This window comes from Microcoleus sp. Pol7_B2, assembly GCF_036701035.1.
GTDB lineage: Bacteria > Cyanobacteriota > Cyanobacteriia > Cyanobacteriales > Microcoleaceae > Microcoleus.
Genome location: NZ_JAUBQB010000018.1, coordinates 76,895 through 90,908 on the forward strand (window position 1 = coordinate 76,895; position 14,014 = coordinate 90,908).

General features: G+C 46.4%; 11 protein-coding genes. 9 read left to right on the top strand and 2 right to left on the bottom strand.

From position 1 onward, the window contains the following. Positions 1-21 precede the first annotated feature (21 nt). The 6 genes from QUA57_RS10050 to QUA57_RS10075 all read left to right on the top strand — a co-directional run bounded on the left by QUA57_RS10050 (position 22) and on the right by QUA57_RS10075 (position 9,213). The gene (locus QUA57_RS10050; RefSeq protein WP_333041515.1) at positions 22-1,092 is read left to right on the top strand and encodes an Hpt domain-containing protein; all 1,071 of its coding nucleotides are present in this window, start codon (positions 22-24) and stop codon (positions 1,090-1,092) included. A gap of 174 nt (positions 1,093-1,266) precedes the next feature. After that, positions 1,267-1,731, top strand: a complete 465-nt coding sequence (locus QUA57_RS10055) for a Fur family transcriptional regulator (RefSeq protein WP_333060564.1) — start codon at positions 1,267-1,269, stop codon at positions 1,729-1,731. Between the two features lie 737 nt (positions 1,732-2,468). After that, positions 2,469-4,682, top strand: coding sequence for a DUF3824 domain-containing protein (locus QUA57_RS10060; RefSeq protein ID WP_333060563.1), 2,214 nt, complete (start codon positions 2,469-2,471; stop codon positions 4,680-4,682). Positions 4,683-4,729: 47 nt separating this feature from the next. Then, a complete protein-coding gene (locus QUA57_RS10065; protein WP_333060562.1) occupies positions 4,730-6,679 on the top strand; it encodes a DUF3685 domain-containing protein in 1,950 nt (649 codons plus the stop codon). Positions 6,680-6,891: 212 nt separating this feature from the next. Then, positions 6,892-7,377 carry a CRR6 family NdhI maturation factor gene (locus QUA57_RS10070; RefSeq protein WP_333060561.1) on the top strand — a complete coding sequence of 162 codons (486 nt, stop codon included), beginning with the start codon at positions 6,892-6,894 and terminating at the stop codon, positions 7,375-7,377. 303 nt (positions 7,378-7,680) lie between these two features. Beyond that, on the top strand, positions 7,681-9,213 hold the full coding sequence (locus tag QUA57_RS10075; RefSeq protein ID WP_333060560.1) for an NAD(P)/FAD-dependent oxidoreductase: 1,533 nt from the start codon (positions 7,681-7,683) through the stop codon (positions 9,211-9,213). Between the two features lie 17 nt (positions 9,214-9,230). On the opposite strand, the gene QUA57_RS10080 is transcribed toward QUA57_RS10075, so the two are convergent. After that, positions 9,231-9,479: a hypothetical protein gene (locus tag QUA57_RS10080; RefSeq protein WP_333060559.1), complete on the bottom strand. Its 249-nt coding sequence runs from the start codon at positions 9,477-9,479 to the stop codon at positions 9,231-9,233. 78 nt (positions 9,480-9,557) lie between these two features. Between QUA57_RS10080 and QUA57_RS10085 the strand changes: the two genes are divergently transcribed. Further along, positions 9,558-10,772: an FAD-dependent oxidoreductase gene (locus QUA57_RS10085; protein WP_333060558.1), complete on the top strand. Its 1,215-nt coding sequence runs from the start codon at positions 9,558-9,560 to the stop codon at positions 10,770-10,772. A 146-nt stretch (positions 10,773-10,918) separates the two neighbouring features. Here the strand turns inward: QUA57_RS10085 and QUA57_RS10090 are convergent, their stop codons facing one another. After that, positions 10,919-11,791, bottom strand: coding sequence for a pentapeptide repeat-containing protein (locus QUA57_RS10090; protein ID WP_333060557.1), 873 nt, complete (start codon positions 11,789-11,791; stop codon positions 10,919-10,921). Between the two features lie 1,013 nt (positions 11,792-12,804). Between QUA57_RS10090 and QUA57_RS10095 the strand changes: the two genes are divergently transcribed. After that, entirely contained in the window at positions 12,805-13,068 is a 264-nt protein-coding gene (locus tag QUA57_RS10095) for a helix-turn-helix transcriptional regulator (protein WP_333060556.1), read from the top strand. Then, entirely contained in the window at positions 13,065-13,970 is a 906-nt protein-coding gene (locus QUA57_RS10100) for a hypothetical protein (protein WP_333060555.1), read from the top strand. Before QUA57_RS10095 ends, QUA57_RS10100 begins: the two co-directional genes overlap by 4 nt. The last annotated feature ends 44 nt before the right edge of the window (positions 13,971-14,014 follow it).

The window sequence follows — 14,014 nt, forward strand, 5'->3', positions numbered from 1 at the left end:
TGCTAGCTGAGGCAGGCTAGAATGTTTTGCATGGGAGCTTCCGACTTTAGCCAGGAGTCGCGTTTTCTCCCGCGAAGAGGGTGCTTTCTGGAGGGTGCTGAGATTGTTAGGAGGACTGTCGTGTCAGATCAGCAAGACCGAATTATGCGTTTGTTTATAGAGGAGGCTAAGGAGCACCTCGATACTCTAGAAAATGGTTTAGTGGATTTAAAGTCCACGATGAAAGACCCCGAAAGCGTCCAAGAGATGTTTCGAGCCGCCCATTCCGTGAAAGGAGGGGCGGCTATGCTGGGCTTAGATAGTATTAAAACAACCGCTCACCGCTTGGAAGATTGTTTTAAGGTGCTCAAGGACGGGCCCGTCAAGCAGGTTGACCAAACGGCAGAATCCCTATTTTTAAAGGGAGTTGATACGCTTAAGGACTTGCTGGGGCGACTGGAGGGGCCTTTCGGCTTGAGGAATGAAGAGGGAGAAAAACTCGTGCAGCAGGTGATGCCTGTTTTTGCTCAACTGGAAACTCACCTCAATAAATTGGCGTCGGGTAAAGTGCAGGCTGCTGCTGGGTCTGGTACGCCCGCCGCTCCAACAGCGGGCGGGGTACCGGCGAATTTTGCTGTTGAAGTGATGACTTTACTCAAAGAAATGTTGCAGGTGTTCAAGCAGAAAGAATCGGCTGCTAGTCGCTCTGAGTTGACGGCTGTGTGCGTTCGCCTCTATAAGTTGGGAGGTAAAATTGAGACTTGGCAAAATTTAGTAAAAACAGCTAGAGCAGCGATCGTTAATCCCAAAAACTCTTATAAAGTCTTAGCTCCCCTGATTATCAAAGAACTCAAGGAAGCTGGCGATTTAGTACAAGTGGGGAAAGTCAAGACGATCGTTCCGAGTAAAAATTTGCTACTTTTGGCAGCAAGCCCAAAACCAGCAGAGGCAAGCGCCCCAGCCGCCCCAGCCGCCCCAGCCTCCGCGTCGAAGCAAGTAGCACTTCCCGCCGAACCGAAGGCGGTAGTCAAGCTTTTGCTCAAAACTTTCAACAAAAAGCAACTCTCGGAAATCGCCAAGTTACTGGTTAACGCCATCAAATCCTCGAACTAGGATGTGTGGCAGTAGAAGATAGAGTTGAGCAGCAACTCGAAAAAATTTACTCAGTCGAGATTTTTGCCCTCTACCTTCTACTGTTGGGCAAGCCTGCGTTAGAATTAGTGGATATGTAGGCGTGCAATGTTGTACCAGAATTAAAAATCGAGCAGGCTTTATAAGGCGGTAGCTGTGAAACCAATTCGTTCATTAGAAGATGCTTTAAACCGCTGTCAGGCGATGGGAATGCGCTTGAGCCGCCAGCGTCGATTTATTCTAGAACTTTTGTGGGAGGCAAAAGAACACCTCTCGGCTCGCGAAATTTACGATCGCCTCAACAAACAAGCGCATTCGATCGGTCATACTTCGGTTTATCAAAATCTAGAAGCTCTGTCGAGAGAAGGGATTATTGAGTGCATAGAACGCTCAGAGGGACGCTTGTACGGCAATGTCAGCGACTCTCACTCTCACGTCAATTGTCTTGATACGGCTCAGATTCTAGACGTTCATGTGGAATTGCCGCTCGACTTGATCGAGCTAATCCAAGAGCAAACTGGTGTCAAAATTGTAGACTACCGGATAGATTTCTACGGATACCGATCGGCAGAGTCCGCCACGCAAGCATCGAGTGTCAGCGATACGCCAAAGGCTTCGTAACCGATAAAGCAGCGGCTGTTGGAAGCAAAACGGATATTTGTGATCGACCTGTCGCTCGTATAAAATGATTTAAGTATTTTGCTGGGTTCGATCTGTTTTTTTGCCATCGCCTGCCGGAATTCGGCACAACAGTAGAAAAAAAATGAAAACAGAAAAATGAAACTTGATCGACAAGTTTGGCGATCAGGAATAAAATTTACGACTAAACCCAAAAAATCATTTCTACCCGCTACACGTAAAAGTGTAGACTAAATCCGGCTGTAGTACCCCTTTATTTTTAATCGGCTTGGATGAGACGAAAGTTAGTGTAGTTGCGGTTGAAACCGCTGAGTCTGATAAGGTAATTTCTGACCCGGATTTAATATTAGACCTTAGTTTAATCCCTCCCCCAATTCATCTGTGGAGTCAAATCTAAAATCTAAAATCTAAAATCTAAAATCTAAAATTGATCGACTGACGGGGCTTTATACTGCTTTTTCTGCTAAACGGCCCCGGGATCTGTGAATAACTGTGTGATAACTGGTATGATTTACGTGCCTCGAGAGCCTAAAAAACTCGGAAGCAACCAGTGGGGCTGGACACGAACCTCACTATAAAACGCCGTAGAGGGAAAGATTGCCAGTACCTTGAAGGAAGTTCTCGATCTCCTTAACAGGAGTCAGAAGCCCACATCACAATCTATGATTTGATGTGGGAGTGTCACGTGAAGAGTGCGCATTACAGGACAGGCTGAAGTAATGGCGAGACGACAATCTGACCAATTCCACACACCACCGCAATACAACCCATCCCCTAAACCGACGGCACAGTTCAGTGCAGAGGCGACAGGCGATGCGAGTTCCTTCGTAACGGCCCAGCCGACCGATGGAAAAAGAACTTTTTGGCAGTGGCAGCTTATCTGGCTGAGTCTCCTGGTGGGATTTGGAGTAACCGGTGCCGCTGCATTTCTCTGGTTGCTGACGATGCCGCCACCGCCCAATTGCCAGCAACTGTCGCCGTTGGCGGCCGACGGAGAGCGACTTTACTGCGCTCAACAAGCTGCTAAGTCGGGCAAGCTAGAACAGCTAGAATCGGCAATGGCACTGGTGCAGGCTTGGCCGAAAGAACATCCGCTATACTCGCAGGGTCAACATTTGATAGGGGAATGGTCGAAAGCCATTCTGGGATTTGCCAGGGCAAAAATTGAGAGGGGCGATTTGAAAGGCGCCCTAGAGATTGTGGCGAAAATTCCGAAAACCAGTCCGTCTTACCCCGAGGTAGAAGAGGCTGTTACTGCTTGGGAAAAAAATTGGCAGGAGGGCCAAAAACTCTACGATACAGCCCTAGCAGCTTTGAAAAGTGAGGATTTAAGGAAGGCTTGGGATTATGCTCAAGCTTTGTTCAAGCTGGAAAATATTTTCTGGAGTCAGAAGCGTTACAACGAGCTGATCCAGCAGATTTCTTTGGAAAGAAACGGCTGGCAGCGCTTGCAAGAGGCTAGAGATTTGGCGAAGGACGAGACTCCGCAAAAGTTCGCTGAGGCGATAGTCCTGGCTCGCAAAATAGACTCGCAGCTTTTTGCCCGCGCTAAAGCTGAAAAGGAAATTGAGGGATGGAGCCGGACTTTGCTGGCAATGGCTACTAAGCGGTTGGGGGCGAAAGACCTGCCGGGGGCGATCGAGGCTGCTTCAGTTGTGCCACAGGATTCGCTACTGTTTGCGGAAGCTCAAGATTTGATGCAGTTGGGTAGGGCTCAGGCAGTGACGTGGAACCAGTCGATATCAACTCCGCTGCCACAACACATTTTTAGCTTGCTCGAAGGGCAGGGCGCTGCTAGCCAAATTGCTCCGGGTCGCCCTCTGTACAAGCAAGCTCAAGTTCAAATTGAAAATTTGCAGGTGCAGTTTCAAGATTTGCTGCGACTGCAAGTGGCGAGTACGATCGCTAGTTTCGGTCAGATAGGAACGTTTGGACTCGCGATCGAGCAAGCGCAAACCATCGGAATTAAGCAACCGCGGCGGATTCACGCTCAAACTTTGGTGGCTGCTTGGCGCCGGGACATTCAGCGGATCGAAGACCAATCTTTTCTGACTCTGGCGAAGCAGTTGGCAGAACCGCAAACGGTTGAAGGACTTAAGGGCGGCATGGCTCAGCTACTCCTGATCGCTCAAAACCGTCCCCGCAGGATAGAAGCGCAAACTCTCTTGGCTCAGTGGACGAAACGCATAGAAGTTATTCAAGATCAGCCTTTTTTGGATGAAGCGATCGCCCTGGCGAAGCAAGGAAAACTTAGTGCTGCTATTGAAAAAGCTTCGCAAATTAAGAGCGGTAGGACTTTGTACGCGAAAGCTCAGGATAATGTCTATCAGTGGGTGAGCGAACTGCAAGTTGCTCAAGATAGACCGATTCTCGATCGAGCTGCGGCATTGGCATCTCAAGGCAGTCTAGGAGCGGCGATCGATACCGCTTCCCAAATCGGTTACGGTAGGGCGCTGTATTCAGAGGCGGCAGGTGCGATCGGGCGCTGGAGTGCTGAACTTAGAGCCAACAGTGCGCCGCCGCCGGAACCCGTTCGCGAGTACGCGCCGGCTCCAGCAGAGGAGTATGCGCCAGCTCCTCGACAGGAGGAGTACGCGCCAGCTCCTCGACAGGAGGAGTACGCGCCAGCTCCTCGACAGGAGGAGTACGCGCCAGAACCAGAGCCTTACTATCCGCCTGCGAGAGAAGAGGCCCCGGCTCCCGAGCCTTACAATCCGCCTGCTCCGGAGCCGGAACCTTACTATCCGCCCGCGAGGGAGCCAGAACCTTACAATCCGCCTGCTCCGGAGCCGGAACCTTACTATCCGCCCGCGAGAGAAGAGGCCCCGGCTCCGGCTCCGGAACCTCCTCCTCCGGCTCCGGCTCCAGAACCCGCGCCGCCCTCGATTCCGGAATCGGCTGGGCCTCCTGATGCTAATTTGATCCCCGAGTAATTGGGTTTTCGCGCGATCGAGCTCTAAAATCTCCAATCTAAAATCAAGTGAGTAATTTCCAACTGCTGACGATCGATGGCGACCCCATTTTCCGGCTGGGGCTGCGAGTCGCTTGCGAGCAGTATCCAGACTTGCAAGTTATCGCAGAGGTTTCAACGGAAACCGAGGCTTTGCGGGTTCTAGAAGCTCGCTCGCTCAGCACTGGAGCAGCCAAGAAGCCCGCAGATTTGGTAATTTTGGCTGTTGAGACCCTAAATTTGCGATCGGGTCAAATAGAGGCGCTGGAATTTTGTCGCGAACTTAAAAATTTGTACCCCAACCTGCCACTGTTGGTGCTAGGCGGGCGGCTGACACCAGACCTGTTGGCGCAAATACAGGCTGCCGACGCGAATGGCTATTCTCCTAAAGGTAGAGATATTTCCCGGACTATTGAAGCTATTCGCGCTGTGGCATCTGGTTGCACTTATTGGGCGACGGATGCGGGCACTAACCCGGAAATAGAACTAAATGCAGCGGTGGTTCAAACAGTAGAAAACTCCGCAGCAATTGCAGATAAAAATGTAGATAATTCGACAGTTGATACGCCAGTACACAAAAAAATACTGGCTTATTTTTGTCTTTCTGGACTACGGGAAATAGATGCAAGTTTGGCAGTTGTCCAAGCTGATTTGCAAGAGATCAAAGCGGCCGAGCCGACAGATTTGCCCTCTATTTTAGATGGGGTTGTACTCAGCGGACGCCGCAGAGAATTGCTCGCAGCTCGTTGGATTGTTAGTCAGTTATTATTTGAAGACAGAAGGCAGAAGGCAGAAGGCAGAAGGCAGGAGGCAGAAGGCATAAAGCAGAGGATAGAAGGCAGAAGCCAGAAAGAAGAAATTAGAGGCGAGAATTTGTTAAATAATTCTCAATCACAATTAGCGAACTCCCAAGTTTCGGCTGAATCTTTGGTGGTTGCAACTAATTGGCAAAATAGCTTGTTTGACTCGGTGGCCGCTAAATTGCAGTTTGAGTTGGTGAATTTGACTGGCTTACCTTTGGAAATCGATATTTTGCGATCGCACAAAAAGCGTGAATTGATGAGTTCCATCCTGCGGAAGTTAAAGGATTTGCTGGAGGAATTGCGCTTTTCGCAAGTGCAGCAAACTCAATTGTCGCAAAAAATGCCTGCTATTTTACGGGATTTGTGGCAGGCGACAATCATAGATTTTTTTGGCAGATACTATACACTGCAAACGGAAAAAAATCGGGTTTTTGATGGCAGTCAAACCAGCTTGAAACTGGGAGAAAGTCAAGGGGGAAGCGCTGCTTATCTCTTGGCAGGCAGTGGGGTAGAAGTTGTGCCGATGCTGCTGGCAGATGCTGATGTAGTTGCAGCAGAAATCCTTGATAAAATACCGATGACAGTTGATTTTTTTGCACATTTGCTATTTGAAATTCCTCTAACAGTTGACAATATTTCTTGTGTTGCTGGCAGCCCGGAAGCCATGCAGCGAGCTGAAGCTTTGTTAGAAAATTTGGCAATTCAAGTTGCTAGCGGAGTGGTGCAGCCTTTACTAAATAATTTGGCAAATATTGAAGAAATCAAGCAAATTTTTTACGATGGCAAGTTGATTTCGACGCGAGAAATTGAGAGATTTCGGAATGATTTGTCATGGAGATATAGCTGGGATAGATATTTTCTGGAACCAAAAGCTATTTTTGAAAGCAGGTTTTGGCTATTTGTTTGGGGCGATTCTGGAATTAAGAGAATTTCTATTTATGCTCCGAGAAATCAGGAGTTAGCACAGCTTTCTGGGTGGCAGTTAGCCTTGACGTTGCTGCTGGAAACCAGAGATGCGATCACACCTAGAGTTCGCGCGGTTATTTGGTTGTTGGGTGCTGGCGTTGTTTACGTTTTGACTCAGGTTATAGGGCGGGGAATTGGTTTGATAGGCAGGGGAATTATCCAGGGGATTGGTAATTCTTTGCAAGATAGCAAGTTTGGCAAAAATGGGTGATGGTTGGGCAACGAGTAGTAGAAAAGATTGCATAAATCTTTGATGCAAGAGGGAAAGCGTAGATTAACTGGGATTAACGCAGAGGCTTTTCAAAAAAATTTGCGAAGGTCTGCAAGAGTTCTGGTGTAGGGGATTTAAGAGATTTGATATAATAGGTGATTGGTGATTAGTGGTATTATAGATAAAACTTAATGCTATAAGGTTGAAATTTTATGAGTATTATGATAGCGATAGATGCCGATCGCATAAACAGTTTAGATTTGTCTCCGGTGCGGACTGTGATTGAAAAGTGGCTGGCCGAAGGAGCGATCGCCCAAAACGAACAACAGCTACAATTTGAAATTGAGTATCCGCGCGAAGAGTTAGATCCGCGAGAAATTTCGGAAATTCCCGAAGTGCGTCTGTGGTTTATTCGCTTGGATGCTTGTTACCCTTGGCTGCCATTTTTGCTGGATTGGAAAGCGGGAGAATTGGCGCGCTATGCGGCGATGTTGGTGCCGCACCAGTTCCATCGCACCCAAGGTATTCAGTACAATCCTGAAGCTTTGGAAATGTTTTTGATGAATAAAATTTTTGTGTTGACTGATTGGTTTAATCAGCAGGGAATTCCCAGTAAATCGAAGTTGATGGCCCTGTCGCAGATGTTTGGTTATGATTTGGACGATGCTTTTTTTGATGTGATTGTGCCGCACAAATAAGCGATCGCACTATAATTAACATACTCCTAATTAGGTAGGCTACTCTATACCTTAAGACTAAGAACAAAGGTATAAACCCGATTTCTTCCCTTATGGGGCGGGCTTTCCAGTCCGCCTCCGCAGCTATAAGTTCTATCCACAACAGCTTAATTAAGCTTAACAGCAGCCGTACTCACACTTTAAGACAATCCTTAAACCAGCGCGCCTCAAAAAATTGTTGCTGGACTTCAGAATTTTCTCAGAATTGATAGTTAGTTTAAATAGACAACGATCGCCCCATTCAATCGATCGAGGAAATTTACCATGAAAACAGATTACCTCATCGTCGGCAGTGGTTTATCAGCACTGGTTTTCGGAGCGTTGATGGCAAACTCCGGCAAAACCGTACACATCCTCGAGGCTCACGAGCATCCCGGAGGCTTTGGTCACACCTTTACGATGGCCAACAAATACACCTTTAATGCCCAATTCCACTACGTTTGGGACTGCGGCGAAGGACATACAGTCAATCGAGTTCTCAAAAAACTCGGTCTCGATCAAGATGTCACCTTTGAACGGTACGATCCGAATGGCTACGACCACATGAGAATGCCTGGGTATGCGCTGGATATTCCCTCGGAACCAGAGGAACTGATCCGGCGATTGTCGGCGCTGTTCCCCGAAGCGGGCGAGAGAATTCGCCAATTCGTCAACGAAGTCGAGAAAACCGGCAACGGACTCAGAAAACTCGCTCCTCCGGTCAAACCAATTGAATTGCTCAAAAATTTCAGTGACGTATTCTGTGCTGTCCAACACCTCAATAGTACACTTCAGGACGTTTTCGACAAGTTCCAACTCCCGCAAGCCGCCCAAACCCTATTAGCCCTGCAATGGCCGGACTTTTTGCTGCCTCCAAATCAGCTTTCTTTCTATGCTTGGATTGCCTTGTTTAGAGGCTATCAAGAAGGTGCATTTTACCCGACGCAGCATTTTGAAGATGTCATCAATTCTTTAGTTAAAGTCATTGAATCCAATGGGGGGCAAGTTCTACTAAACCATGAAGTCACGAATTTTAGGGTGACAGATAGAACTGTCACTGGTGTTGAAGCGATGGATTTGACCACGCATCAAACCCATGAATTCACGGGCGACACGGTGATTTGCAACCTCGACCCGAAAAGAGCGGCCAAGATGATTGGAGAGGAACTGTTCTCTAAAAAAGTGCGGCGGAAACTCAACTATGAGTATTCTGCATCTAACTACATGGTGTACTGCGTTGTCAAAGATATCGATCTCCGAGACTATGGATTTGGTAAGTGGAATACGTTTCATTCGGAACACTTGGATCTAAATGAAGCTTTTGCTCAAATGTATGAGCACAATGACTTTTCTCGTCCGAGCTTTGCAATTACAACGCCAACTTTACTGACGGAAGCGCGGCGGGATTGCCCAGAAGATTGTCAAATTGTCGAATTTCTGACTGTTGCTAATTACAGCTATTTTAAACAGCTTTGGGAGAGCGATCGCAAAGCTTACAGGCAGAAGAAGCAAGAGATCCTGGACTCGATTTTAGATGTTGTTGAAAAACACTATGTTCCGAATTTCCGCAAACACATGGTCTTTCATGTTACCGGAAGTCCGACGACTAACGAGCGCTTCTGTTGGTGTCCTAACGGTAATTCCTACGGTTCCAGCCTGACGCCGCGTAACATGGGGGTCGATCGACTAAATCATGAAACATCCCTCAACAATTTCTATTTCTGCAACGCCTCCTCGGGCTATCCAGGCTTTGCGCCGACATTTTGGACGGGGGCGCTGCTTTATCAACGTTTATCCGGCGATCCGATTTTAGGCTAAGGAAAATTAGCAATTGATTATTTTCCTCTTTCTCTCGTTCCTTGGCTTTGCCAAGGAATGAATTTCACTCTTGCTCTGCCTGCTCTTAAAAAATTATCATTTCTGCTCTCATTATCTCGTTCCTTGGCTCTGCCAAGGAATGAATTTCTGGAGGCTCTGCCTCCTCTTAAAAATGACGAGGCAGAGCAACAGTGAAATGCCTTTCCAGGTTCTACCTGCGAACTAAAATTTATTCCTTCTTCCTTCTTCCTTTTTCCTTCTTCCATATTCCATCTTCCCGACATCCGTTACATCCGTTACATAATCCGTTGCCGAACTTCCTTCTATCAATCTAGGAGTGAACTATGAGAATTGCAATTGTTGGGGGCGGAGCCAGTGGTATGGCAGCAGCCTACTGGCTCGACAAACAGGGGCATCACGTCACTGTGTTGGAAAGTCAGCCGATTTTAGGCGGACACATTCGGACGCTGAACAAAAATGTTGTACCCAATCAATCGGAGTGCAATGAAATATTAGAAAATGGGGTGCTAGAATTTCCCACTGTGTTTTACAATTTCGTGGCTTTTATGCAGGAGCTAGACGTTGAATTAGAACCCGTGCAGATTGGTTCCGCGCTTTTTTTTAAAGATGGCACCCACTTTTTGTCGGCGGTATCTATCCGAAAGAATTTCACCGGAATCCAACGCCTGATCGAGTATTTGCGCCTGGATAGTCTCTACGCTCGTTCGGCTGCATTTATTTTAAAAATGCGGTTTGCTAAACAGCACGATTTCTACGATGTGCCGCTTTCGGAGTCTTTGAAAAGCTCGTGCGTCCGCAATTATTGGCTGAAGTTGCTGACGATGTACAGCTACTCGATACCGTTTGAATTGCTCGACAATTTCCCGGCAGAATTAGCGATGCCTGTTTTGCGCGAATATGCCTCGGTCAACTGGGTGAGGATTAAAGGCGGTGTGTATTCTTACATTGAAAAGATTTTGGAGCGATTTAAGGGCGATATACTGCTAAATGTGGAGATTGCCAATATTTTTAGAAGTGCGGATGCTGTAAAAATTGTGCTTTCTGATGGGGAAATCCAGGAGTTTGATAAGGTGGTTTTTGCGATGCCACCAGATCAAGTTATGAGGCTGTTGTCCGATCCGACGGAGGCGGAAACGAAGCGGTTTTCGGCGTGGAAAGCCAATTATGCAACCACTGTACTGCATTCGGATACATCAATATACGATCGCTACGGTATCCGCAAGTTATCAGAATTTGATTTTTTCGAGACGGACAAGGGATGGGGATATAATGCGAGCTTGAATCAGCTTTGCGGCATCTCATCCCCACGAGAGTACAGTTTAGCTTTTCAACTCGAAGAGTCGATCGCCCAAAACCACATTATTCACATTCAGAAACATCACACGCCGCTGTACACTGTCGAGTCTTTTCGATATCGAGATGAAGTTATCGAGACTAATGGCGAAAACAACACTTATCATGCGGGAGCTTATTTGGGGGATGGTTTGCACGAAGGAGCCATTACCTCTGCTTTGCGAGTCGCAAAATTAATCGGGTGAACTCAATTGTGATGCTACAAACTCTCGCAAATATCAGTAAGTTTCTTGTCGGTGCAGCACTCTCACAAAAGTAATGATGTCTGCATCAAAAGTTAAACCAATGCGAGAGTCGCCCACTCGGATGCGAGATTAATTTTTAGCGTTGCCTAAGCTGCGACACCAGGTGCTGCAGTTAAGTAGACATCATTGCTCAAAGATGGGGGCATTGTTGAGCCGGCTAACTGAGTACCCTCAAAGTTGGTTCCCGTGAATGTTGCCCCGCTCAAGTCGGCTTCGCTCAAGTCTGCATAGCACAGCCTAGCCCAATCGAGGTTTGCCTGCACCAAAGAAACTCCCACCAGATTTGCCCTGGTTAAATCTGCTCCCATCAACTTGACGCCCCGCAACTGAGCCCCGCTGAGATTGGCAGCTAATAAGTTCGAGCCTTCCAGGTTTACCCCGTTTAGTTTGGCTTCGCTCAGGTTGACACCATTGAGATCCGTCCTGCTCATGTCGATGCCATTGATGTAAGCTTTCCTAAGATAGATGCCTGTTAGTTGAGCGCCAAAAAGCTTTGCACCGCTGAGTTTTGCCCCTCCGCAGTTTGCCCAGTTGAGGTTGGCTCCCGTGAGGTTGGCGCCCCGCAGGTTTATGAATTGCAGGTCGGCTGTACACAAATTGGCGTTCCAGAGGATGGCGCTCCGCAGGTTGCTACCGATGAGTTGGGCGCCACTCAACTTTGCCCTGGGCAGTTTTGCTTTGACGAGGAAAGCTCCGCTGAGATTGGCTTTTGTAAGCTCTGCGTCGGCTAGCCTGGCTTGGCCCATTTTGGCAAAACTCAGATTTGCCCTGTAAAGGTTTGCGCCGTTGAGTTCTGCTTTGGTCAGATGGGCCCGACTCAGGTTAGCTCCAGACAGGTTAGCCCTCGAAAGGTTTACGCCAACCAACATAGCTCCGCTGAGGTTTGCTCCGCTGAGGTTTGCGTCAGCAAAGTCTCTGTTACCATTTTCGTACTCTTTGAGCAGCTCGGTTACTTCCATACGGGTCACATTCCTAATAGCGGAAATTTATCTAGAAATAAACACTCTTTATAAGTATTTTATCTCAAAAGGAGCGGACGCGCTCGCACTTTCAAGAAAGCTGAACAATTAACTTTATATTTATACATATACTTTGTGCTTTTCCAGAGTCCCGACTGTCTTGAGGTCCTAGCCTGAAACCCTTGATTTACTTAACCTCTAGAGTGCTTCGGCAAGCGTTGCGATCGTACTGATATCGGTGAAACCGTTATTCTCAGTAGGTAAGCCATCCAACACTGTCCGAATTGTTAATCAATAGTAAAATAATATTCTTTTTGTCCACTATGACTAACAGCTTTTTTAAACGGAGACTGCAAATTTGTTAGTTGTGTTTGCTTCAGGTGTCGCGAAGGCTGGCATGGTCATATCTCCATATTTTGATCTACTGTCATTTTTCAGGAAAATTAGATGTAAAACAACAGCTTAATCAGCGAGAATTTTTCTCGGTTGTCTCGCAGCAGTTATAAGAGCGTGCTTTTCAATATTTCCTTGAGTCTATCGGAGTGAAAAGTAATTTCACACATTGTACTTATGAGGAATTTATCGATATGCCTAACGGTAGAGGGGATTGGTTCAAAATCTAGCAGATAATATACTGCAGATGGTACAAAACTAACAGCGAGTAAGATCTTTAGAAAATCACCCCCTCTACTGGCAGTTAGGCAAATATGTCAATCTATGTTATGCTGAGTCAAACTTGAGGAAAGATCATGTCAAAAGAAAGAAAAAGCAACAAAGAAGTCAAAAAGCCAAAGAAACAACCTGATGGTGTTGCTAAGCCGAAGGATGACAAAAAAAATTATGGTAGCACCGAGGGCCGCAAGTAGAGATAGCTGCCACTCTCGGGATTGTGATTAATTTAGTTCAATTGTCATTACTATCGATTTTTAACAAATTTAAATATCCTATTTTGGGATTATCCGAAAACAGGTTTATTATATCTAGGGAATATGCAGTGCTAAACCCAAAGAATAATGAAATCTGTTTTTAGCGATGAATATGAAACCTTCCGTTGCTGTATGATTGCTGCTCGTAAAGAAGCGCAACTAACTCAGGAGTCTGTTGCTAAATCTCTTAAAAAGCCCCAGTCTTTCGTAGCCAAATATGAAAACGGTGAACGACGCTTAGATGTAATTGAGTTTCTGTTAGTTGCTCATGTAATTGGTGTAGATCCTTGCGCTATTATTAGGAAAATTTCACAAAAAATATCTGAAGCATCTTGTGAGAGCGAGATATGAATACCCAAGATGTAATCAGACTTGCCTCCAAATATCTAGATCGCTTATCTGGCAACACTTTCGACGTTTTAGATGTATCTAAACCTGTTACCGTAGATGCAGCGGTGAACCTGTCTAAAGTTATCTCAAAGCTTTCGCCCTTAGTCGGAAATTTAATCGAATTTAACACCGTTGAATTCTTGAATCAACAAAATGAGTTCGCTGAATTTGGAAAGTGGCATAGGCAAGATCCGGGCTTTCCAGATACTATTTTCCTCGGCATAGTTCAACCAACGCCAGGATTAGAAATTAAAGCGTGGTTCCCACTAGCAACAGAGATAACAGCACGTTTCAAAGATAGTCAGAATCACTTTAGGTTCGATCAGACCTACGTTGCTATCCTGGCATGGCTACCCGATAAAATCATCTATGGCAAGCCTCGCATTCTTGATGTGTGCGTTGTCTCTGGTTTATCGGTAGCTGTAGCGAGAGATACCCACTATCACAATCCGCCGGATTATCTTGTTTTAGAGCCGGAAGATACAACTCAAAGAACAGCAAACTTGCAACAAACAAACACCAGTGGATATAAATTCCAAGGCTCTGCTGAGGAGTTTTTAGAAGCTAAGAAAATAGTTGATTCATGGGGTACTCAAGGAAAAGTCTACAAACCCACTAGAGAGTATCAGCGACTTCTGCGGGAGCTACGGATACGCTATGAATATAGACTAGATACAAATTTTGCAAAGATGGACAGAATTGTACATCCAGGCATTGAGGAATTTAAGCGACGTGTCTACAATACTGAAGTTTCCGGTATGACGGTTGGTCGGTGGAATAAGCTTTTATCAAGTCGCCTAGAAGGCAGCATCAAGAAATCCCTACAAGATTACAGCACTTCCGGATGTTATGAGGTACAGTAGCAGCAATTAGCAAACCAGTTTTTGAGATGTTTGGGATTCATTAA

What these genes read in the sequence shown, in the direction of transcription:
- QUA57_RS10050 (WP_333041515.1), top strand. Translation starts at nt 22, where the DNA reads ATGTTTTGCATGGGAGCTTCCGACTTTAGCCAGGAGTCGCGTTTTCTC.
- QUA57_RS10060 (WP_333060563.1), top strand. Translation starts at nt 2,469, where the DNA reads ATGGCGAGACGACAATCTGACCAATTCCACACACCACCGCAATACAAC.
- QUA57_RS10070 (WP_333060561.1), top strand. Translation starts at nt 6,892, where the DNA reads ATGAGTATTATGATAGCGATAGATGCCGATCGCATAAACAGTTTAGAT.
- QUA57_RS10075 (WP_333060560.1), top strand. Translation starts at nt 7,681, where the DNA reads ATGAAAACAGATTACCTCATCGTCGGCAGTGGTTTATCAGCACTGGTT.
- QUA57_RS10080 (WP_333060559.1), bottom strand. Translation starts at nt 9,479, where the DNA reads ATGGAAGAAGGAAAAAGGAAGAAGGAAGAAGGAATAAATTTTAGTTCG.
- QUA57_RS10085 (WP_333060558.1), top strand. Translation starts at nt 9,558, where the DNA reads ATGAGAATTGCAATTGTTGGGGGCGGAGCCAGTGGTATGGCAGCAGCC.
- QUA57_RS10090 (WP_333060557.1), bottom strand. Translation starts at nt 11,791, where the DNA reads ATGGAAGTAACCGAGCTGCTCAAAGAGTACGAAAATGGTAACAGAGAC.
- QUA57_RS10095 (WP_333060556.1), top strand. Translation starts at nt 12,805, where the DNA reads ATGAAATCTGTTTTTAGCGATGAATATGAAACCTTCCGTTGCTGTATG.
- QUA57_RS10100 (WP_333060555.1), top strand. Translation starts at nt 13,065, where the DNA reads ATGAATACCCAAGATGTAATCAGACTTGCCTCCAAATATCTAGATCGC.